General features: G+C 71.2%; 22 protein-coding genes. 5 read left to right on the top strand and 17 right to left on the bottom strand.

What is annotated here, in order from left to right; all coding sequences use genetic code 11:
* The 10 genes from E3O41_RS12065 to E3O41_RS12020 all read right to left on the bottom strand — a co-directional run bounded on the left by E3O41_RS12065 (window position 1) and on the right by E3O41_RS12020 (window position 8,572).
* Window positions 1-525 (bottom strand): signal peptidase II, encoded by a 525-nt coding sequence (locus E3O41_RS12065; protein ID WP_067025016.1) that lies wholly within the window; start codon window positions 523-525, stop codon window positions 1-3.
* Window positions 522-1,130, bottom strand: coding sequence for a cadmium resistance transporter (locus E3O41_RS12060; RefSeq protein WP_135012458.1), 609 nt, complete (start codon window positions 1,128-1,130; stop codon window positions 522-524). The genes E3O41_RS12065 and E3O41_RS12060 overlap by 4 nt, the downstream gene beginning before the upstream one ends.
* The gene (locus tag E3O41_RS12055) at window positions 1,130-3,046 is read right to left on the bottom strand and encodes a heavy metal translocating P-type ATPase (RefSeq protein WP_067025011.1); all 1,917 of its coding nucleotides are present in this window, start codon (window positions 3,044-3,046) and stop codon (window positions 1,130-1,132) included. The genes E3O41_RS12060 and E3O41_RS12055 overlap by 1 nt, the downstream gene beginning before the upstream one ends.
* Window positions 3,043-3,402 (bottom strand): Cd(II)/Pb(II)-sensing metalloregulatory transcriptional regulator CmtR, encoded by a 360-nt coding sequence (gene cmtR / locus E3O41_RS12050; protein WP_135012456.1) that lies wholly within the window; start codon window positions 3,400-3,402, stop codon window positions 3,043-3,045. The genes E3O41_RS12055 and cmtR (E3O41_RS12050) overlap by 4 nt, the downstream gene beginning before the upstream one ends.
* Before the next feature lie 156 nt (window positions 3,403-3,558).
* Window positions 3,559-4,197, bottom strand: a complete 639-nt coding sequence (locus E3O41_RS12045; RefSeq protein ID WP_067025005.1) for an arsenate reductase ArsC — start codon at window positions 4,195-4,197, stop codon at window positions 3,559-3,561.
* A gap of 13 nt (window positions 4,198-4,210) precedes the next feature.
* Window positions 4,211-4,621, bottom strand: a complete 411-nt coding sequence (locus E3O41_RS12040) for an arsenate reductase ArsC (protein WP_067025002.1) — start codon at window positions 4,619-4,621, stop codon at window positions 4,211-4,213.
* A 43-nt stretch (window positions 4,622-4,664) separates the two neighbouring features.
* Window positions 4,665-5,546 carry a metalloregulator ArsR/SmtB family transcription factor gene (locus E3O41_RS12035; RefSeq protein WP_083990862.1) on the bottom strand — a complete coding sequence of 294 codons (882 nt, stop codon included), beginning with the start codon at window positions 5,544-5,546 and terminating at the stop codon, window positions 4,665-4,667.
* 10 nt (window positions 5,547-5,556) lie between these two features.
* The gene (locus E3O41_RS12030) at window positions 5,557-6,774 is read right to left on the bottom strand and encodes an MFS transporter (RefSeq protein WP_067024999.1); all 1,218 of its coding nucleotides are present in this window, start codon (window positions 6,772-6,774) and stop codon (window positions 5,557-5,559) included.
* A complete protein-coding gene (locus E3O41_RS12025) occupies window positions 6,771-7,247 on the bottom strand; it encodes a GNAT family N-acetyltransferase (protein WP_067025363.1) in 477 nt (158 codons plus the stop codon). The genes E3O41_RS12030 and E3O41_RS12025 overlap by 4 nt, the downstream gene beginning before the upstream one ends.
* A 23-nt stretch (window positions 7,248-7,270) precedes the next feature.
* Entirely contained in the window at window positions 7,271-8,572 is a 1,302-nt protein-coding gene (locus E3O41_RS12020) for an FAD-dependent oxidoreductase (protein ID WP_135012454.1), read from the bottom strand.
* A gap of 88 nt (window positions 8,573-8,660) precedes the next feature.
* Here E3O41_RS12020 and E3O41_RS12015 point away from each other — a divergent pair, with 88 nt between their 5' ends.
* Complete coding sequence (locus E3O41_RS12015; protein ID WP_067024993.1) at window positions 8,661-9,008, top strand: ArsR/SmtB family transcription factor; 348 nt, start codon at window positions 8,661-8,663, stop codon at window positions 9,006-9,008.
* 59 nt (window positions 9,009-9,067) lie between these two features.
* Window positions 9,068-9,769 (top strand): aquaporin, encoded by a 702-nt coding sequence (locus E3O41_RS12010; RefSeq protein WP_135012452.1) that lies wholly within the window; start codon window positions 9,068-9,070, stop codon window positions 9,767-9,769.
* A 168-nt stretch (window positions 9,770-9,937) separates the two neighbouring features.
* Here the strand turns inward: E3O41_RS12010 and E3O41_RS14165 are convergent, their stop codons facing one another.
* The 3 genes from E3O41_RS14165 to cmtR (E3O41_RS12000) form a co-directional block, all read right to left on the bottom strand.
* On the bottom strand, window positions 9,938-10,075 hold the full coding sequence (locus tag E3O41_RS14165) for a hypothetical protein (protein WP_158231517.1): 138 nt from the start codon (window positions 10,073-10,075) through the stop codon (window positions 9,938-9,940).
* A 75-nt stretch (window positions 10,076-10,150) separates the two neighbouring features.
* Window positions 10,151-10,801 carry a cation efflux transmembrane domain-containing protein gene (locus tag E3O41_RS12005; RefSeq protein WP_067025358.1) on the bottom strand — a complete coding sequence of 217 codons (651 nt, stop codon included), beginning with the start codon at window positions 10,799-10,801 and terminating at the stop codon, window positions 10,151-10,153.
* Between the two features lie 11 nt (window positions 10,802-10,812).
* On the bottom strand, window positions 10,813-11,160 hold the full coding sequence (gene cmtR / locus E3O41_RS12000; RefSeq protein WP_067024990.1) for a Cd(II)/Pb(II)-sensing metalloregulatory transcriptional regulator CmtR: 348 nt from the start codon (window positions 11,158-11,160) through the stop codon (window positions 10,813-10,815).
* Window positions 11,161-11,607: 447 nt separating this feature from the next.
* Between cmtR (E3O41_RS12000) and E3O41_RS11995 the strand changes: the two genes are divergently transcribed.
* Window positions 11,608-12,033: a YciI family protein gene (locus tag E3O41_RS11995; RefSeq protein WP_067024986.1), complete on the top strand. Its 426-nt coding sequence runs from the start codon at window positions 11,608-11,610 to the stop codon at window positions 12,031-12,033.
* Window positions 12,030-13,292, top strand: coding sequence for an RNA polymerase sigma factor (locus E3O41_RS11990; RefSeq protein ID WP_067024982.1), 1,263 nt, complete (start codon window positions 12,030-12,032; stop codon window positions 13,290-13,292). The genes E3O41_RS11995 and E3O41_RS11990 overlap by 4 nt, the downstream gene beginning before the upstream one ends.
* A gap of 102 nt (window positions 13,293-13,394) precedes the next feature.
* Here the strand turns inward: E3O41_RS11990 and E3O41_RS11985 are convergent, their stop codons facing one another.
* The 3 genes from E3O41_RS11985 to E3O41_RS11975 are packed head-to-tail and all read right to left on the bottom strand — an operon-like array spanning window position 13,395 to window position 16,596.
* The gene (locus E3O41_RS11985) at window positions 13,395-14,318 is read right to left on the bottom strand and encodes a carbohydrate ABC transporter permease (RefSeq protein ID WP_240482309.1); all 924 of its coding nucleotides are present in this window, start codon (window positions 14,316-14,318) and stop codon (window positions 13,395-13,397) included.
* A complete protein-coding gene (locus E3O41_RS11980; RefSeq protein WP_135012450.1) occupies window positions 14,315-15,208 on the bottom strand; it encodes a carbohydrate ABC transporter permease in 894 nt (297 codons plus the stop codon). The genes E3O41_RS11985 and E3O41_RS11980 overlap by 4 nt, the downstream gene beginning before the upstream one ends.
* A complete protein-coding gene (locus E3O41_RS11975; RefSeq protein WP_135012448.1) occupies window positions 15,205-16,596 on the bottom strand; it encodes an ABC transporter substrate-binding protein in 1,392 nt (463 codons plus the stop codon). Before E3O41_RS11975 ends, E3O41_RS11980 begins: the two co-directional genes overlap by 4 nt.
* A gap of 234 nt (window positions 16,597-16,830) precedes the next feature.
* On the opposite strand from E3O41_RS11975, the gene E3O41_RS11970 reads away from it, so the two are divergent.
* The gene (locus tag E3O41_RS11970) at window positions 16,831-17,316 is read left to right on the top strand and encodes a YciE/YciF ferroxidase family protein (RefSeq protein WP_067025351.1); all 486 of its coding nucleotides are present in this window, start codon (window positions 16,831-16,833) and stop codon (window positions 17,314-17,316) included.
* Window positions 17,317-17,370: 54 nt separating this feature from the next.
* Here E3O41_RS11970 and E3O41_RS11965 read toward each other — a convergent pair whose 3' ends face one another.
* On the bottom strand, window positions 17,371-18,048 hold the full coding sequence (locus E3O41_RS11965; RefSeq protein ID WP_067024973.1) for a DUF6766 family protein: 678 nt from the start codon (window positions 18,046-18,048) through the stop codon (window positions 17,371-17,373).
* Window positions 18,049-18,279 lie beyond the last annotated feature (231 nt).

The raw sequence follows: 18,279 nt of genomic DNA, 5'->3' as shown, positions 1-18,279 counted from the left end.
TCAGTTCTCGGTACTGCGGAGCATCAGGAGCGCTCCGGCGATCGCGGCGGTGACGATCACGATGTCGGCGACGTTCCCGATGAACCAGTTGCCGTAGGCGAGGAAGTCCACGACGTGCCCCCGAGCGAATCCTGGTTGGCGGAACAGCCGGTCGCCGGCATGTGACGCGGCAGCACCGCCGAGCGCTCCGATCACGATCGCCCACCCAGGGCGTCGGACCCGGAACGCGAACACGATGGCGGTGACAGTGGCGGCGACGGCGATGAGAGCGAATACCCAGGTGGAGCCCTCGCCGAAGGAGAACGCTGCTCCGGGGTTGTACGCGAGCTGCAAGCCCAGCAGGTCGCCGATCAACGGGATGCGTTCGTGCTCCGACAGAACGGCCTCCGCCCATGCTTTCGACCCCTGATCGATCAGGACGACGACCACGGCGATCAGGAGAGCCCAAGCCGTGAGCCGCCAGCGACCTCTCTGCGGCGGCTCTCCCGACGTCGGCTCGACGTCGGTGTTCGCGTCCGGGATCATGTGAGGACCTCGACGAGGCGGACGATGACGCCGGACTCGATCAGGATGAACAGGCCCAGGCCGATGAACACGACCGGGACGAGCCAGTGCTCGACGCGTTCGAGCGTCTCGGTGACGGCCTTGTGGGTCCCGATCAGCCGTCCGGCCGCGCACCAGACAGCGACGAGGATGAGGAACACGACGATCATGATCGCGACGTCGCCGGGTGTGCTGGTGCGGAAGATCGGCGTGTAGAGGGAGATGTTGTCGGCCCCGTTGGCGATCGTGATCCCTGCGACGCCCCATAGTCCGACCGCGGTGATCTTGGAGTCGTCGTCATCGTCATCGCCGTTGCGGCGCAGGCCGCGGATGAGCGTCCAGATGCCGATGCCGAGCGGGATGAGACCGAGGAAGCCTACCCATTCGTCCGGGACGATGGTGAGACCGAGGGCGGCGATCACGCTGATCACGACGAGGGTGATGAACCCGAGGTACTGGCCTGCGACGATCTGCCACTGCCGGGGTTTCCCTCGACTGGAGGCGAGGAACAGCACGGTGAGCACGACGATGTCGTCGATATTGGTTGCCGCGAACAGGCCGATCGCTGACCCTATGGTCGCGAGCATCAGCTCTCCAACCGTGGCGTGCGGGTGCGGGCGGCGCGCAGTCCGTTGAGGATCACGATGACCTCCGCGACCTCGTGGACCAGGACGACAGCGGCGAGTCCCAGGATTCCGAAGAGAGCGAGCGGGAGCAGTGCGGTGATGATCAGCAGCGACAGGATGATGTTCTGGTTGATGATCCGCCGTCCCCGGCGGGCGTGGTCGAATGCCCGCGGGATGAGACGCAGATCATGACCGGTGAACGCCACGTCCGCGGATTCGATCGCCGCGTCGGAGCCGGTCGCTCCCATCGCGATACCGATGTCCGCGCCAGCAAGGGCCGGGGCATCGTTGATGCCGTCGCCGATCATCGCGACCGGCCCCGCCTTCGACAGCTCCCCGATCGCGGTCGCCTTGTCCTCGGGACGCAGCTCCGCACGCACGTCGCTGATCCCGGCCTGCGCCGCCAGCGCGCGCGCAGTGCGGGCGTTGTCGCCCGTGAGCATCGTCACACCGATGCCCTGGCCGGTGAGTGTCCGGACGACCTCGGGGACTTCAGGGCGTAGCTCGTCACGGACGCCGATCGCGGCGACGGGGGATCCGTCGCGGTGGACGATCACGACGGTCATGCCCTGCTCTTCCAGCGTCGCGACCCGCTCCGCGAGGTCGCCGGCGTCCAGCCAGCGGGGACTGCCGACGGTGATTCTCGATCCGTCGACGGTGCCGTCGATGCCGTGCCCGGCCTGCTCGGTCACATCTGCAGCTGCCGGAGTCCCCGGGGCCGAGGCGGTGATCGCTGAGGCGAGAGGATGCGTGCTGTGCTGCTCCAACGCGGCCGCCCACGCCAGCGCCTGAGCCTCGGTCACGCCGTTCGCAGTGAGCACGGCGGTGACCGCCGGTTCGTTGCGGGTAAGGGTGCCGGTCTTGTCGACGGCAATGTGTCGGACCGTGCCGAAGCGCTCGAAGACGGCACCGGACTTGATGATCACGCCGAACTTGCTCGCCGCACCGATCGCCGCGACGACCGTCAGCGGCACCGAGATCGCCAGCGCACACGGAGAAGCGGCGACCAGCACGACGAGTGCACGGGTGATCCACACCTCCGGGTCGCCCAGCAGCGACCCGATGATCGCGACGAGCGCAGCGAGGATCAGAACGCCGGGCACGAGCGGGCGGGCGATCCTGTCCGCCAGACGAGCACGCTCGCCCTTCTCGGTCTGCGCCTTCTCCACCAGCTCCACGATCGTCGTGAGTGAGTTGTCGGTGCCCGCAGCAGTCGCCTCGACCTCCAGCACGCCAGCGCTGTTGATCGCACCGGCCGACACCGCATCACCGGGCTCAACCTCGACGGGGATCGACTCCCCAGTGATCGCCGAAGTGTCGAGGCTCGAACGACCAGAACGCACGACCCCATCAGTCGCGATCCGCTCACCCGGGCGGACCACCATGACCTGGCCGACCGTCAACTCCCTCGCCGGCACCTGCGCGGAGACGCCACCCTGTATCACGGTCGCGGTCTCCGGCACGAGCTTCAGCAGTGCCCGCAGCCCGCCGCGGGCGCGGTCCATCGCCTTGTCCTCGAGCGCCTCAGCGATCGAGTACAGGAACGCCAGCGCGGCGGCCTCTTCGACGTAGCCGAGGATGACTGCGCCGATCGCGCTGATCGTCATCAGCAAGCTGATGCTGAGCTTGCCCTTGAACAGTTTCCGGATCGCGCCGGGCGTGAACGTCGACGCGCCCAGCAACAGCCCGACCCAGAACAGCACCAACGCCGGGACCTCGAGCCCGGACCACTCGAAGATCAGACCGGCCAGAAGCGCAACGCCGGAGAAAACCGGCACCATGACCCCGCGGTCTCTCCACCAGGGCCGCTCCGCCTCCTCGATCTCTTCGCCCGCCGTCGAGGCAGGCTCGTGCTCGCAACCGCACGCCGCGCTCACGCGTCAGCCCTCGTCCCGCAGCAGCCAGCCACCGTGCACGCTGCGTCCACGCAGGGCGCGTGCTCATCGACAGCCAGCGTCACGTCCACGAGCGCGATGAGCGCCGCCGCGAGGTGCGGGTCGGCGATCTCGTAACGAGTCTGACGGCCCTCCGGCTCAGCGACCACGATCCCGCAATCCCGCAGACACGTGAGATGGTTCGACACGTTCGAGCGGGTCAGTTCAAGCCCCCGCGACAGCATCGCGGGGTAGCTCGGGCCTTCGAGCAAGGTCATCAGGATTCGGGAGCGCGTCGGGTCGGCCATGGCCCGGCCGAGCCGGTTCATGACGTCAAGGCGCGAAGCAATGGTCAGCATGCACTGCACTATACAGTGTGCGCTGATCAATCACGGATGCATCAGCACCCCGCCGCCATCCAGAAGATCAGTCGGTATTTGGTCAATTCGCGACTAATCAACAATCGGCGCTACCAGTACTTCGTGCCGAATCGGCCGTCGTGGACCGAGATCCCTTCAGGAAGGCGCGATCTCCGACACCAGCTTCTCGACGCGGCTGCGGATCTCGTCGCGCACGCGCCGGACCCCGTCGAGGTCGAGATCGGCCGGATCCTCCAGCTGCCAGTCCTCGTATCGCTTACCGGGGTACAGCGGGCAGGCGTCGCCGCAGCCCATCGTGATCACGGCATCGGCCGCGCGCACCACGTCGTCGGTGAGCGGCTTCGGGTACTCCTGCGACAGGTCGGCGCCGATCTCGAGCAGGGCCTCGCGCACCGCGGGGAGGATGAACTCGCCCGGCTGCGAGCCCGCCGACCGTACGTGCACGCGATCGCCCGCGAGCAGCGTCGCAAGCGCCGCCGCCATCTGCGATCGCCCGGAGTTCTGCACGCAGACGAACAGGATCTCGGGGTGCGGCTTCGCGATCAGGCCCTTCGACTGCGCCAGCGCCGTGAGGCGCTCGTTCGCGAAGTGCTCGGCGAGCGGGGGCAGCAGATCGGTGACCTTCGCCGTCCGGCCGAGCGTGGCGTACGACTCGAACACCACGCGCTCGACCGTCTCGGCGTTCACGATGCCGGCGAAGCGGTGGGCGAGGCGATCGGCCGCGCGGGTGAGCGCGGCGTGAGGGTCGAGCAGGCCGTGCGGCTGGATGGTCATGGCGCGTCTCGTCTCAGGCGGGGGCGATCTCGGCGATGAGCGCCTCGACGCGGTCGCGGATCTCGTCGCGGATGGGGCGGACCGTCTCGATGCCCTGCCCGGCCGGATCCTGCAGCGCCCAGTCCTCGTAGCGCTTGCCGGGGAAGATCGGGCACGCGTCGCCGCAGCCCATCGTGATGACGACGTCCGACTCCTTGACGGCGTCGACGGTGAGGATCTTCGGGGTGTTGCCCGCGATGTCGACGCCGACCTCGGCCATCGCCTCGACGGCGACGGGATTGATCTGGTCCTTGGGCTCGGAGCCGGCGCTCAGCACCTCGACGCGGTCGCCCGCCAGGTGCTGCAGCCAGCCGGCCGCCATCTGGGAGCGGCCCGCGTTGTGTACGCAGACGAACAGGACGGTGGGCTTCGAGGTCTCGGTCATGGCTAAAGCATAGACCGCGATCTATGAATCGCGCTACCGGGAGTTATCGCGCCAGCGCGCCCATCTCGGTGAGGAGGTTCCGGACCCGCCGCTCGATCTCGTCGCGGACCTCGCGCACGCCGTGGATCGGGAGCGTGGCGGGGTCGGGCAGATCCCAGTCCTCATAGCGCTTGCCGGGGTAGACGGGGCAGGCGTCGCCGCAGCCCATCGTGATCACGACGTCGGCGGCGCGCACTGCCTCGTCGGTCAGCGGCTTGGGGAACTCGCCGCCCAGTGGCACGCCGATCTCGTCGAGGCTCGCGACCACGCCGGACGACAGCCACGACGCGGGGGCGGAGCCGGCGGAGCGCACCCGGACCCGCTCGCCCGCCAGTTGCCGGGTGAGCGCGGCGGCCAGCTGCGATCGACCGGCGTTGCGCACGCACACGTACAGCACCTCGAGCGGCCCGTCCGCCGCCCGGTCCTGCGTGCGGGCGAGGGCCTCGAGGCGCGTGGTCGTGAACGCCGCGGCGCGGGAGCCGAGCTCGCGCGGCGCCGCGCCCTGCGGCGCGAGCAGCTCGATGCTCTCGCGCAGGCAGGCGTCGATCGTCTCGCGCGAATGCACGCCGCGGAAGCGCTCGGCCAGTCGATCCACCGTGCGCTCGATGTCGAAGGTGTGCGGCGCGTCCGGGGTTGCGTCGCCCATGATGCTGAGCACGCGATCGATCCGCTCCTGCGGGACGGAGTACCAGACCCGCCGCCCCTCCTTCTCGGACACCACGAGGCCGGCCTCGCGCAGGGTGGCGAGGTGGTGGCTGACGGTCGGCTGGCGCAGGCCGAGCGATTCGGCGAGGGCGGTCACCGATGCGCGGCGATCGGGCGCGTCGAGGATCAGCCGGGCGATGCGCGCGCGGGTCGGATCCGCGAGGGCCGCCAGCGATTCCATAGACCCGAGTCTATGCGTGGCGGGAGCCGCGGAGGGCGAAGAGCAGCGCCACGGCGGACAGCGCCGTGACGGCCGTGAGGATGACGAACGCCGGGCCGTAGCCGCCCGTCGTCTCGGCGAGGAACGCGCCGGCCCACGGCGCGATCGCCCCGGCGGCGGTGACCGGCAGGGACAGGTGGCCGGCGAGCACGGCGTAGTGCCGCGCGTCCCAGAGCTCCGACAGGCCGCTGGCGTGGATGAGGGTCGTCAGCCCGCGAGCCGCGCCGAGCAGCAGCGCGAAGGTCATCACGAGCGCCACCGAGATCGGCAGCGCCACGAGCAGCGCGAGGGCGATCGCCGACGCCGCGATCGAGAGGATCGCCCGCGGCAGCACGGGCACGGCGGCCGACAGCCGCGGGTAGCCCAGGCGGCCGAGCACCTGCCCCAGTCCGACCAGCCCGAGCGCGAGCGCGCCCACCGCGTGGTCGAAGCCGTGCTCCTGCAGGAACGCGATGATGTTGAGGTGCGCGGCGGAGACGCCGAGGGTCGAGAGCGAGATCGCGGCGGCCAGCGCCAGGAACAGCGGCGACCGCGCGATGCGGGCCGTCTCGGCCGCCGGGGCGCGCTCGCCGCGGGCGCGAGCGTGGGCGCGGCGTGGTCGGGCGGGCAGCGTCGCGTGCAGCGGCAGGGCGACGGCGGCGATGATGGCGGGGAGCGCGAGGTAGGCCGTGCGCCAGTCCGTCGCGTCGAGCAGCGCGCTCACCACGGGTGCGAACACCGTGCTGGCCAGGCCTCCCGCGAGCGTCACCACCGTGAGCGCACCGATCGCGCGCGGCGCGAACCACTCCGTGATCGCCGTGAACGCGGCCTGGTACAGCGTGCCCGCCATCGCCGCACCGGCGATCAGCCACCCGCCGACGAACGCGGCCGGATGGGCGGCCGACGCGCTGAGCAGGAGCGCGCCGGCCGCCACGATCGTCGCCCCGGTCATCACCGTGCGCGGCCCGAATCGCGCGATCGCGTGCCCGGCGGGGATGGCCGCCGCGGCCTGCACGAGCATCGCCGCGCTGAGCGTGCCCATCACGAGCGAGTCGGGCCAGCCGGTGTCGGCCGTGATCTCGGCGGTCGCCACCGGCAGCGAGTAGTAGAGGACGCCCCACATCACGATCTGCGTGAGGCACAGCGCCACGAGTCCGCGGCGGCGATGCGGATGGGCGGCGGGCGCCTCGATCGCCGGCGCGTCCGTCATGCGGAGCGGCGCTCGATGAGGATGGTGTCGCGCCACTGGCCGGCGTACGGGCCGGCGGTGGCCTGGGCGATGCGCTCGCGGCGGCCCACCTCGCGGAACCCGGCGGCCCGATGCAGCCGCAGGCTCGCCTCGTTCTCGGGGAAGATCGACGACTGGATCGTCCAGATCCCGGCCGCCTCGGCCTGCGCGATGAAGGCCTCGAGGAGCGCCCGTCCGACGCCGCGCCCCTGGGCGGCGGGATCGATGTAGATCGAGTGCTCCACGACGCCGCGGTAGACCGGGCGCGCCGACACCGGGGAGGCCGCCACCCAGCCCGCGACCGCGCCGTCGACCTCGGCGACCAGTCGCGGATGGGGCAGGCGGGTGGCGTCGAAGCGGTCCCACGCGGGGGCTTCGGTCTCGAAGGTGGCGTTGCCGGTGTCGATTCCGGCGCGGTAGATCAGCTCCACCTCCGGCCAGTCCTCCGGCGTCATCGACCGGATCGCGACGCCGCCCGTCACGCGCAGCACCCGCCCGCGTCGGTGCTGCACACGCCGGTCGCCGGCAGCACGAGCTCCACGCGGCCCGCCGCCTCGGCATCGCCCGCGAGCCAGGCCACGACCGAGCGCACCTGCTCATAGCCGGTCTTGAGCAGGAAGGTCGGCGCGCGTCCGTAGCTCTTCATTCCGACGATGAAGAAGCCCGACTCGGGGTGGGCGAGCTCGCGGTAGCCGTGCGGCTCCACCGTGCCGCACGAGTGGAGGTTCGGATCGATCAGGGGCGCCAGTCGTCGCGGCGCCTCGACGATCTCGTCGAGGCCGAGCCGCAGTTCGCGCAGCATGTCGAGGTCGGGGCGGAAGCCGGTGGCGTTGACGATCAGGTCGGTCTCGTGCGTCTGCATGCCGTCGCCGCGGCGCCCATGGATCCGCACCCCGTCGCCGGCGGGCTCGAGGCGGGCGATCTCGAACGAGTCGACCACCGCGATCCGCCCGCTCGCGATGAGCGCCTCCAGCCGCGAGCCGAGCTTGCCGCGGCCCTCGAGCTCGTCCTCGGCCGTGCTCACCCGCGCGGCCTTCGCGTTGCGGATCAGCCAGGTCGCGCGCGTTCCCGGCTCGAGCTGGGCGAGGGTGGCGAGGGCGATGAGCGTGTTGGCGGCGGAGTGCCCCGCGCCGACGACGGTGGTGTGGCGCCCCGCGAACCGCGCGCGGTCGGCGCCGAGCACGTCGGGCAGGGCCGGCGTCACGCGGTCGGCGACGGCCTCGAACCCGAGGGGGTCGAGCCCGTGCGAGCCGAGGCGGCCGGGATTCGCCCAGGTGCCGGAGGCGTCGATCACCGCGCGCGCCGCGTGCTCGGAGACGCCGTCGGGGCCCGACGTGCGGGCGAGGAACGGCGCCTGCGAGCGGCCCGCGGTGCGCGTGCGGTCCATGCCCTCGCGGGTGATCGCCGTCACGCGCGTGCCCAGCACGATGTGCGGCGCCATCGCCGGGTGTGCGGCGAGGGGCGCGAGGTAGTCGCGCACGAGCTCCGCGCCCGAGGGCGCCACCCCGGCGGCGGGAGCCTGCCAGTCGGTCTGCGCGAGCAGGCGCGCGGCGACGTCGTCGATCAGGTGCTCCCAGGGCGAGAAGAGCCTGGTGTGCCCCCACGATCGGACCGCGTCGGCGATCGACTCGCCCCGCTCGTAGATCACGAAGTCGATCCCGCGCTCCACCAGATGCGCCGCGGCGGCGAGGCCCACGGGCCCGGCGCCGACGATGGCGACGGGCAGCCCGTCGAGGCGGCCGCTCGGGGCGGTGCGGGGAGTGATGTCGAGGAGAGTCATGGTCCGTTCCTGGTTCCATCGAAGGATGTCGATGGACCGATCCTGTCGCCATCTATCGAAGTTTGTCAATATCGATTATTGTCGATGTATGACCACGGTTCTTCCTCTGCTCGATGCGCCGGGTGCCGCGTGCTGCGCGCCGCTCGTGCGCGAGCCGATCTCGGCCGACGACGCCGTCGACCTCGCCCACACGATCAAGGCGCTCGCCGATCCCACGCGCCTGCGGCTGCTGTCGATCGTCGCCGCGAGCGAGGGGCAGGAGGCGTGCGTGTGCGACCTGACGGAGCCGGTGGGCCTCAGCCAGCCGACCGTGTCGCACCACCTGAAGATCCTCACCGACGCCGGCTTCCTCACCCGCAGCAAGCGCGGCACCTGGGCGTACTTCGCGCTCGTGCCGGGCGCGCTCGAGCGCGTCGCCCTGGTGCTCACGCCGTGAGCGGCGGTTCCCGATCGCTGCCGAGCGCAGGGGCATCGCCAGGGGGCAGGGCGCTTCCCGTGGAATCGCACGAGGGCGGGGGCGATGCCCTCGTCTCGGGCCCGGGGGTCGCGCGCCGGTGGGTGGCGGAGTTCCTGGGCTCCGCGCTGCTCGCGGCGATCGTGGTGGGCTCCGGGATCATGGCGCAGCGGCTGTCCGCCGACGTCGGCCTCCAGCTGCTCGAGAACGCCTTCGCCACTGCGCTGGGGCTTGCGGTGCTGATCGCGATCCTCGGTCCGATCTCCGGGGCGCACTTCAACCCCGCCGTCACGCTGGCCGACGCCGCGCTCGGCCGGTCCTGGCGTCACGTCGTCCCGTACATCGCCGCGCAGGTGATCGGCTGTATCGGCGGCGCGATCCTCGCGAACGCGATGTTCGGCGCGGCCCCGGTGTCGTGGTCCACCACCGGCCGGGCGACCGGCCCGAACCTGCTTGCCGAGGTGGTCGCGACCGCCGGGCTGCTGCTCGTCATCCTGCTGCTCGTCCGCTCGGGCCGCGGCGCGCTCGCCGCCCCGGCGGTGGGCGCGTACATCGGTGCGGCCTACTGGTTCACCGCGTCGACGAGCTTCGCCAACCCGGCGATCACGATCGGCCGCGCCTTCAGCGACACCTTCGCCGGCATCGCGCCCGCCTCGGTGCTGCCCTTCATCGCCGCCCAGCTCGTCGGTGCCGCCCTGGGCGCCGCGCTCGCCGTGTGGCTCACGCCCGCGCGCCGGGGTTAACCGGGGCCTTCCCCGCGCGTTGCGGAGGACCTTTTCCGCGCTGCGGAGGTGATCCGCGTCTGGGCGGAGGGGTGTGCCCGGATTCGGCCGCCGGAGCGTGGATCTCCGGGGTTGTGCGCCGCGCGTCCGCCCGAGTGCGCGCGGGCGCGCTCAGGCGTCACGCGCGGGTCAGAGGTCGTCCTCGTCCTCGCCCTCGGCCTGCGACGGGTGGCCGCCGGCCTCCTCGACGAAGCCCTCGTCGAGACGGTCCGGGTCCTCGCCCTCGGCCTGGCTCGGCTTGTCGCGGAAGATGTTCTGATCGCTCATGATTCCTCCTTCGATCCAGGATCAGGATCGTCCCGCGCGCCTCGGCCGGTCACGGGGCTTGACAGGCGGCGGGCGTCAGGCGTGGTGCGCGTCGTGATCGGCGAGCTCGCCGGTGAGGGCGGCGACGGGGGTGGTGCAGGCATCGCCGCGCCACGCCTCGACGCCCTCGCGCACGGCGAAGACGGCGATCACCAGGGCCGCGATCGCGTCTGCCCACGCCCACCCGAGAGCGGCGTTGGCGACGAGGCCGAGGAGGACGGCACCCGACAGGTAGGCGCACATCAGCGTCTGCTTCGAGTCCGCGACGGCGGACGCCGAGCCGAGCTCGCGGCCCGTGCGCCGCTCGATCGCGCTGAGGATCGGCATGACGACCAGGCTCAGCGCGGCGAGGGCGATGCCCACGGGGCTGTGCTCGGGCTCGCGTGCGCCGGTGAGGGCGAGGATCGCATCGATGGTGACGTACGCCGCGAGCGCGAAGAAGGCGATCGCGATGACGCGCAGCGCGGTCCGCTCGCGCCCCTCGGGGTCGGGCGCCGCGAACTGCCAGGCCACCGCGGCCGCCGAGAGCACCTCGACGAAGGAGTCCAGGCCGAAGCCGATCAGCGCCGCGGACGAGGCGGCACCCCCGGCCAGGAGCGCGACGATCCCCTCGATGACGTTCCACGCGATCGTGATCGCGACGATCCAGCGGATCCGCCGCCGCAGCACGAGGACGCGCTCCGGCATCGCCGCGGCGCTCACGGTGCCTCCACGGCGCAGCAGGCGCAGTCCGCGTCGAGGCAGGGGGCGCACTCGTCCACCGCGATCATCGCGTCCATGAGCGTGCGGATGCCGGCCGCGAGGTGCGGGTCGGCGATCTCGTAGCGTGTGCGCCGCCCCTCGGGCACGGCGACGACGAGGCCGCATCCGCGCAGGCACGCGAGGTGGTTCGAGACGTTCGTGCGGGTGAGGCCGAGATCGTGCGCGAGCTGCGCGGGGTAGCCGGGCGCCTCCAGCAGGGCGAGCAGGATGCGCGACCGGGAGTGATCCGCCATCGCCCGCCCGAGGCGATGGAGCACGTCGAGGCGAGAGGCAAGGGTCAGCACACGCTGACTATACAGTGACCACTGACCAGTCCGCAGACCCCAGACGGCGATCGGCCGGGAGGCGGGACCCGGCGGGTCCGCGCGCTCCCGGCCGATCACGCCGAAAGGTGTTGCCGAAAGGGAATCGGTATTCAGTTGTGGGTCAGAAGATCGCGACGAGCCGGCCGATCACCTCGCCGCGCCGCAGCCTCTCGAGGCCGGCGGGGATCTCGTCGAACGAGATCTCGTGAGTGTTCGTGAACTGCCAGGCCTTCATGGCGACGCCTCCCTGTGATCCGGATGTCGATCTCACGCTACGCGCGCGCCGGCGGCCGCGGAGAGGACTAGGTGGAGCCGATCGAGAAATTGAGTGGCGCGATTTCGCGTCGTCGTGTCGATCTCGGCGTTCCCCGTTCGACGCCTGGGTGAAAGGGTCTGATCAGGACCCCTGATCCAAGGAGAACCGTCATGTCCAAGTTCATGCTCATCATGCGCGCCACCGACGAAGCCGTCGCCTCGTACGAGGAGAAGCCGTTCGAGGAGATCATCGCCGCCATGGGCGCCTACAACGAGTCGATGATGAAGGCCGGCGTGCTCGTGGCCGGCGAGGGCCTCGCGCCCGAGCCCGGGCTCGTCGTGGACTTCTCGGCGACGCCGCCCGTGGTCACCGACGGCCCCTACGGCGAGACCAAGGAGCTGTTCAACGGCTTCTGGACGCTCGAGGTGCCGACGATCGAGGAGGCCGCGGAGTGGGCGAAGCGGGCGCCGCTCACGCCCGGCAACAAGCTCGAGATCCGCCGCGTGACCGGGCCCGAGGACTTCCCGGCCGACAACGAGTGGATCCAGAAGGAGGAGGGCTGGCGCGAGGAGCAGGCCGCGCGCGAGCAGCGGTGACCGGCGAGCGCACCGCCTCGACCCCCGCGCCCGATTCGGCACGCCGGGCGGTCGAGGCGGTGTGGCGCATCGAGGCCGCCCGCATCGTGGCGACCCTCACCCGGGTGACGGGCGACTTCGCGCTCGCCGAGGACGTCGCGCAGGAGGCCCTCGCCGAGGCGCTGCAGTCGTGGCCCGAGGCGGGGGTCCCCGCCAACCCCGGCGCGTGGCTCGTGGCGGTCGGCAAGCGGCGGGCGATCGATCACTGGCGGCGCCAGGCGCGGCAGGACGAGCGCTTCGCGGCCCTCGCCCGCGACCTCGAGGACGCGGACGCGGGGGAGTGGGACCCCCAGGCGATCGAGGACGACGTGCTGCGGCTGATCTTCGTCGCGTGCCACCCCGTGCTCTCGCGCGAGGCCAGCATCGCGCTCACGCTGCGCGTGGTGGGCGGTCTGACGACGGAGGAGATCGCGCGGGCGTTCCTCGTTCCGGTGTCGACGATCCAGCAGCGGATCGTGCGCGCGAAGAAGACGCTGGCCGCCGCGGCGATCCCCTTCGAGGTCCCGGCGCCCGACGCGTACCCCGCGCGGCTGTCGGCGGTGCTCAGCGTGCTCTACCTGATCTTCAACGAGGGCCACGCCGCCAGCGCCGGGCCGCAGTGGATGCGCCCCGACCTCGGCCGCGAGGCGCTGCGACTGGCTCGCGTGCTCGCCGGGCTTGCGCCGCGGGAGCCCGAGGCGCACGGGCTCGTCGCCCTGCTCGCGCTCACGGCCGCGCGGTTCCCGGCGCGGGTCGATGCCGCGGGCGAGCCCGTGCTGCTCGCCGATCAGGACCGCACCCGGTGGGATCGCGGCCTCATCCGGCTCGGCCGCGACGCCCTGGCGCGCTGCGATGCCCTCGGCCGGGGCCGCGGTCCGTACGCGCTGCAGGCGGCGATCGCGGAGTGCCACGATGTGGCGCCCTCCGTCGACGACACGGACTGGGAGCGGATCGTGCTGCTGTACGAGGCGCTCGGCCGGGTGGCGCCGTCGCCGATCGTGGAGCTCAACCGCGCCGTGGCGGTCTCGATGGCCGAGGGCCCGGCGGCCGCGCTGACGATCGTCGACGGGCTGTCGGGCGCGCTCGCCGGCTACGCGCAGCTGCCGGGGGTGCGCGCCGAGCTGCTCATCCGGCTCGGGCGCACGGCGGAGGCGCGGGCGGAGCTCGAACGCGCGTCCCGGCTCACCGGCAACGCCCGCGAGCGGGCGGTGTTCGAGCGGAAGCTCGCGGCGCTGGCGTGAGGGCCCTCGGATGATCGCAGGCCTCCGCTCCGCGGCTGCGCCGCTGCGCTCGACCCGTCTCCGCTCCGCGGCTGCGCCGCTCCGGTCGACGACCGATCGGCCTCAGCCCTTGAGGCCCGTCGTCGCGACGCCCTGGATGATGTGGCGCTGCGCGAGGAAGAACAGGATGATCATCGGCACGGTCGTCACCACGCTCGCGGTGACGAGGATCTCCCAGTGCCACTCGCCGCCGAAGCCGAAGGCGTCGACGAGCGACTTCAGGCCTCGCGGCACCGTGAAGGTCGCGTTGTCGCGCAGATAGATCAGGCCGCGCATCAGGTCGGTCCACACCGCCTGCACCTCGAACACGAGGGTGACGGCGATCACGGGCCGGCTCAGCGGCAGCGCGATCCGCCAGAACACCTGCCACGGTCCCGCGCCGTCCACGCGCGCGGCGTCGAACAGCTCCCGAGGCAGCGACATCATGAACTGCCGCATGAGGAAGATGTAGAACGCGCTGCCGAAGAGGTTGTGCGCCCACATCGGCGTGAGGGTGCCGACCTGGCCGAGGGCGTTCCAGATGAGGAACGTCGGGATCATCGTGACGGCGCCGGGCAGCATCATCGACCCCAGCACGAGGGCGAACAGCGCGCCGCGGCCGCGGAAGCGGAAGTGGCTGAAGCCCCACGCGACCATGGCGCTCGAGATCGTCACCGCGGTCGCGGCGAGCGCCGTGACGATCACGGTGTTCAGCAGCCAGAGCGCGAGCGGCGCCTCCTGCCAGACGGCGACGTAGTTGTCGAGGGTGAAGGTCTCGGGGATGAGCCGGTTGTCGAACACCTCGCCGCGGGGCTTGAATGAGGCGCTCACCAGCCACACGAACGGGTAGACGAAGACGATCCCCACGGCGATCAGCAGGACGATCGACACCGCCGCGGCGATCCGCGACCGGCGCCGGCGCGACGGCCCCCGGCGCACGGCCTCCGCGGTGCCGACGGCGGCGTCGGCGGGTGCGGCGAAGCCGAGCCGCTCGGTCACGGCGCTCACGACGCCGCCCCCTCGTAGTGCACGAGGCGCCGCGAGACCACCATCTGGATGGCCGTGATCACCATGATGACGACGAACAGCACCCAGGCCATCGCCGAGGCGTATCCCATGTGCAGGAACTCGAACGCCTGCTGGAACAGGTAGATCACGTAGAACAGCGCGGCGTCGTTGCTGTAGGTGGAGTTCCCGGCGCCGAAGAAGGCCGTGTACGCCTCGTCGAAGGTCTGCAGGCCCGCGATCGTGTTGACCACGACGATGAAGAACACCGCGGGGCTGATCATGGGCAGGGTGACGCTGACGAACCGCCGCCACGCGCCGGCCCCGTCGAGCGTCGCGGACTCGTACAGCTCCTCCGGCACGCCGCGCAGCGCCGCGAGCAGGATCAGCACCGACGAGCCCACCGTCCACAGGCTCATGATCACCAGGCCCGGCTTCACCCACGCCGGATCGGTCGTCCACGACGGTCCGTCGATGCCGACGGCGCCCAGGCCCGAGTTGATCACGCCGTTCTGCCCGTTGAACAGCAGCAGGAAGAGGATGCCCACCGCGACCGGCGGGGTCATCTTCGGCAGGAAGAACACCGTGCGGAAGAAACCCGACGCCCGGCCCGCCCGGTTGAGCAGCAGGGCGAGCGCCAGCGACACGATCACGTACAGCGGCACCTGCACGATCGTGAAGAACAGCGTGTTGCCCAGGGCGAGCGAGACCTTCGGATCCGAGAACAGCTCCTGGTAGTTGCTCCACCCGACGAACCGGGCGTCGTTGATGACGTCGTAGTCGGTCAGCGACAGGTAGGCGCTGTAGAGGATCGGCCAGGCGGTGAAGACCGCGAAGCCGATGAGCCAAGGGCTGAGGAAGCCGAACGCGGCGAGCGACTCGCGCCGCCTCATCCCTCGCCCTCGACCCTCGCCCAGGCCTCGTCGAGCGCCTCCTGGGCCACCTGCTGCGCCTCGGCGAGCGCGTCGGCCGGTTCGGCCTCGCCCGTGAGCACCGCGTTCACGGCGTCCTGCATGGCCTGCTCGAACTCGGCGTCGGCGGGGTTGGCCGGCAGCGTGAAGGTGTGCTCGTTGGCCTCGTACATCGCCTCGACGCCGGCGTCCCACGGCTCGCCGCCGGAGGTCACCATGCCGCGGACGAGCTCGTCGGCCTCGGCGCTGCCCGTGAGGATGCCGGTGAACGGCTTGCCCTCCTCCTCGCGCAGCTCCAGCCGCGCCTGGGCGGCCGCCTCCCACGCGTCGACCGAGGTCATCGCGCGCGCCCACCGGCACGCGGCCTCGGGGTTGTCGGCGCCGGCCGGGACGGCCCAGGCCGAGCCGGAGGCGTAGGCGATCGGCTCGCCCTGCAGGTCGCGCACCGTGTCGAACACGAGCGGCGCGTCGGGCGAGACGTCGTTGAGCACGTTGATGTACCACTGCTCCATCGGCATCGCGCCCAGCACGCCGGTCGCGAACTGGTTGCCCTCGCCGAAGAAGTCGGCCGAATCGCGGAACGCCTTCACGTCGGCGAAGCCGCCCTGCGCGTCGTAGATCGACACCGCCCACTCGAGCGCCCGCACGGCCTCCGGGTCGTCGAGGTTGGCCTCGCGCCCGTCCTCCGAGATGAGATCCACGCCGGCGGCCTTGGCCCACAGCGGGAAGAACTCGGGCAGCTTGCTGTCGATCCCGATCACCTCGAGCCCGGTCGAGCCTCGCTTCACGAGCGCCTCGTTCGCGGCCGACATCGCGTCCCAATCCGATCCGTTGACGTCGTCGATCGACAGGCCGGCGTCCGCGAGCAGGTCACCGTTCGCCATGGTCAGCTGCACGACGTTGAACTCGGGGATCCCGTACACCTCGCCGTCGAGGGTCACCTGCGCGAGCGCCGACTCGACGAACGCCGACGTGTCGATGCCCTCGCCGTCGATGCAGCGCTGCAGCGGCAGGATCGCATCGCGCGCGGCGAGCGAGCCGATCTGGTCGCGGTTGGCGTAGATGAGGTCCGGCGGATCGCCGGTCGCGACCGTGGACAGGAACTGCTGCAGATCGAGCTCGCCCTCGATGAGGTTGAGGTCGACGCCGTCGCCGAGCTCCTGCTCCGCGAGGTCCATGCGGCTCGTGGCCACCTCGTCGACCCCGGAGAAGCCCATCACCGAGAGCTCGCCCTCGAGCGACGCGTCGGCGTCGTAGGTCGCGTCGGCGTCGTCGGCCGACCCGCCGGTGCCGACGGCGCACCCGGTGGTGAGCAGCCCGATGCCGGCGATCGTGGCGAGGACGCGTCCCCGCCTGCGTGCAGTCGTCATGTCCCGACCTCCTGGTTGTCCAGCCGGTGAGAAGTGCGTGGTGGGCACGACGGTAGGGCGCCTCCCGCCGCGGCCGGTAGACGCTTGACAAAGCGCGCGCGGCGGGGAAGGTCGCCCCGTCATATCGCGGATCCCGCGCCCGGGCAATCCCCGTGCGCGCGGGCGCGCGTCTTCCTAGCGTCGGAGCAGACGATCCTCCGGTGACGGACCGGAGGCACGCGAAGGAGGATGGACATGAGTCAGCTTCAGCTCGAGACCCCCGACGACCTGCTCCGCATGCAGCTGCGCACCGCGCGGACCATGGAGGACGACTCGCTCGCCGCCCTCGGCGAGCTGGCGGAGGCCGCGGTCACCGCCGACATCAAGAAGCTCTTCCGGCATCACATGGATGAGACCAAGCAGCAGATCGAGAACCTGCGCGAGGTGTTCCGGATCCTCGAGATCCCCGAGTCGACCGCCGCCTCGCCGAGCACGAAGGGGATCGGCAAGCAGGCCGAGTCGCTCATTGCCCGCAGCGCCCCCGCCTTGCGCGATCAGGTGACGCTCTCGGCGGCGCTGGGCAACGAGCACTACGAGATGGCCGCCTACGAGGGGCTCATCACGCCGCTGGAGGCGATGGGTGTTCCCGACGCGGTGAAGCTGCTCGTGGAGAACCGCGATCAGGAGATCCACACGAGCGAGGAGCTGTCGACGCGCCTGAAGGCGCTCGTCGCCGGCTGACACCGCACGGGAAACGGCCCGGGTCCGAGGGGGCCCGGGCCGTTCTGTGTGCCGCTACTGCGACTCCTCCGACGAGACGTGGTGCGGGGTGCCCACGGGCTTCGACTCGGCCGATCCCCGTTGGCGCAGGTAGATGGAGAAGGCGACCATGCACCCGACCGCGAGGAACTCCGACTGCCAGTTCTGCAGCGTGCGGTTCCAGAAGTCCGCGGTGCCGAGGTAGGCCAGCCAGGTCATCGGTGGCTCGCCGTGCTGCATCGCCTCCTCGTTCGCGACGGCGGCGCCCGCCAGCGACTGGGCCAGCCATGAGAACACGAATACGGCCCCCATCACGAGCAGCAGCGAGTTCGACAGCAGCCAGCGCCGCGCGCCCTCGACCTTGGCCCACGCGGGGGAGTCCGGCCGGGCGTGGGGGCCGAGCAGCTGATCGGCGTCTGAGCCGAGCCCCTCGTCGCCGGGCTTCTTGGACTCGGGCGAGCCGTGCTGCACGAGCCAGACGGTCATGAGGATGAAGAGGAAGAACTGGAAGAACTCGCTCTGCCAGTTCTCGGCCACGTCCACGGCGAACTCGCTGGAGGTCACGAACTGCCACATCGACTCCGGTGGCTGCCCGTGGCGCAGCAGCTCCTCGTTGTTCTGCGCGTGCCCGGCGAACGCCTGCCCGACCAGCGCGAGGACGAAGATCGCGAGGAAGAACAGACTCAGCCCTGCGTCCTTCACGAAGCGGCTCATCGTCACCTCCCCAGCGCGGGGATCAGGATCATCGCGGCCAGTCCCGCCACGACGATCGTCATCCAGATGCTGAAGGCGAATCGCATCGCCGGCGTGGGTCGATCATGTCGGCTCATGACGAGACCCTCTCGCGCCGCGGCGCCCTCCGCCAGGGGTTGAGTTCTCGAGACGTCTGGTCATAACCGCTGGTGCCGCCGAGGTCAAGCCCGTTCGCTGCGCAGAAGGGCGCGC

Source organism: Microbacterium sediminis, from assembly GCF_004564075.1.
In the GTDB taxonomy this organism is placed as follows: domain Bacteria; phylum Actinomycetota; class Actinomycetes; order Actinomycetales; family Microbacteriaceae; genus Microbacterium; species Microbacterium sediminis.
This window is presented reverse-complemented; position numbering and strand designations above follow the sequence as displayed.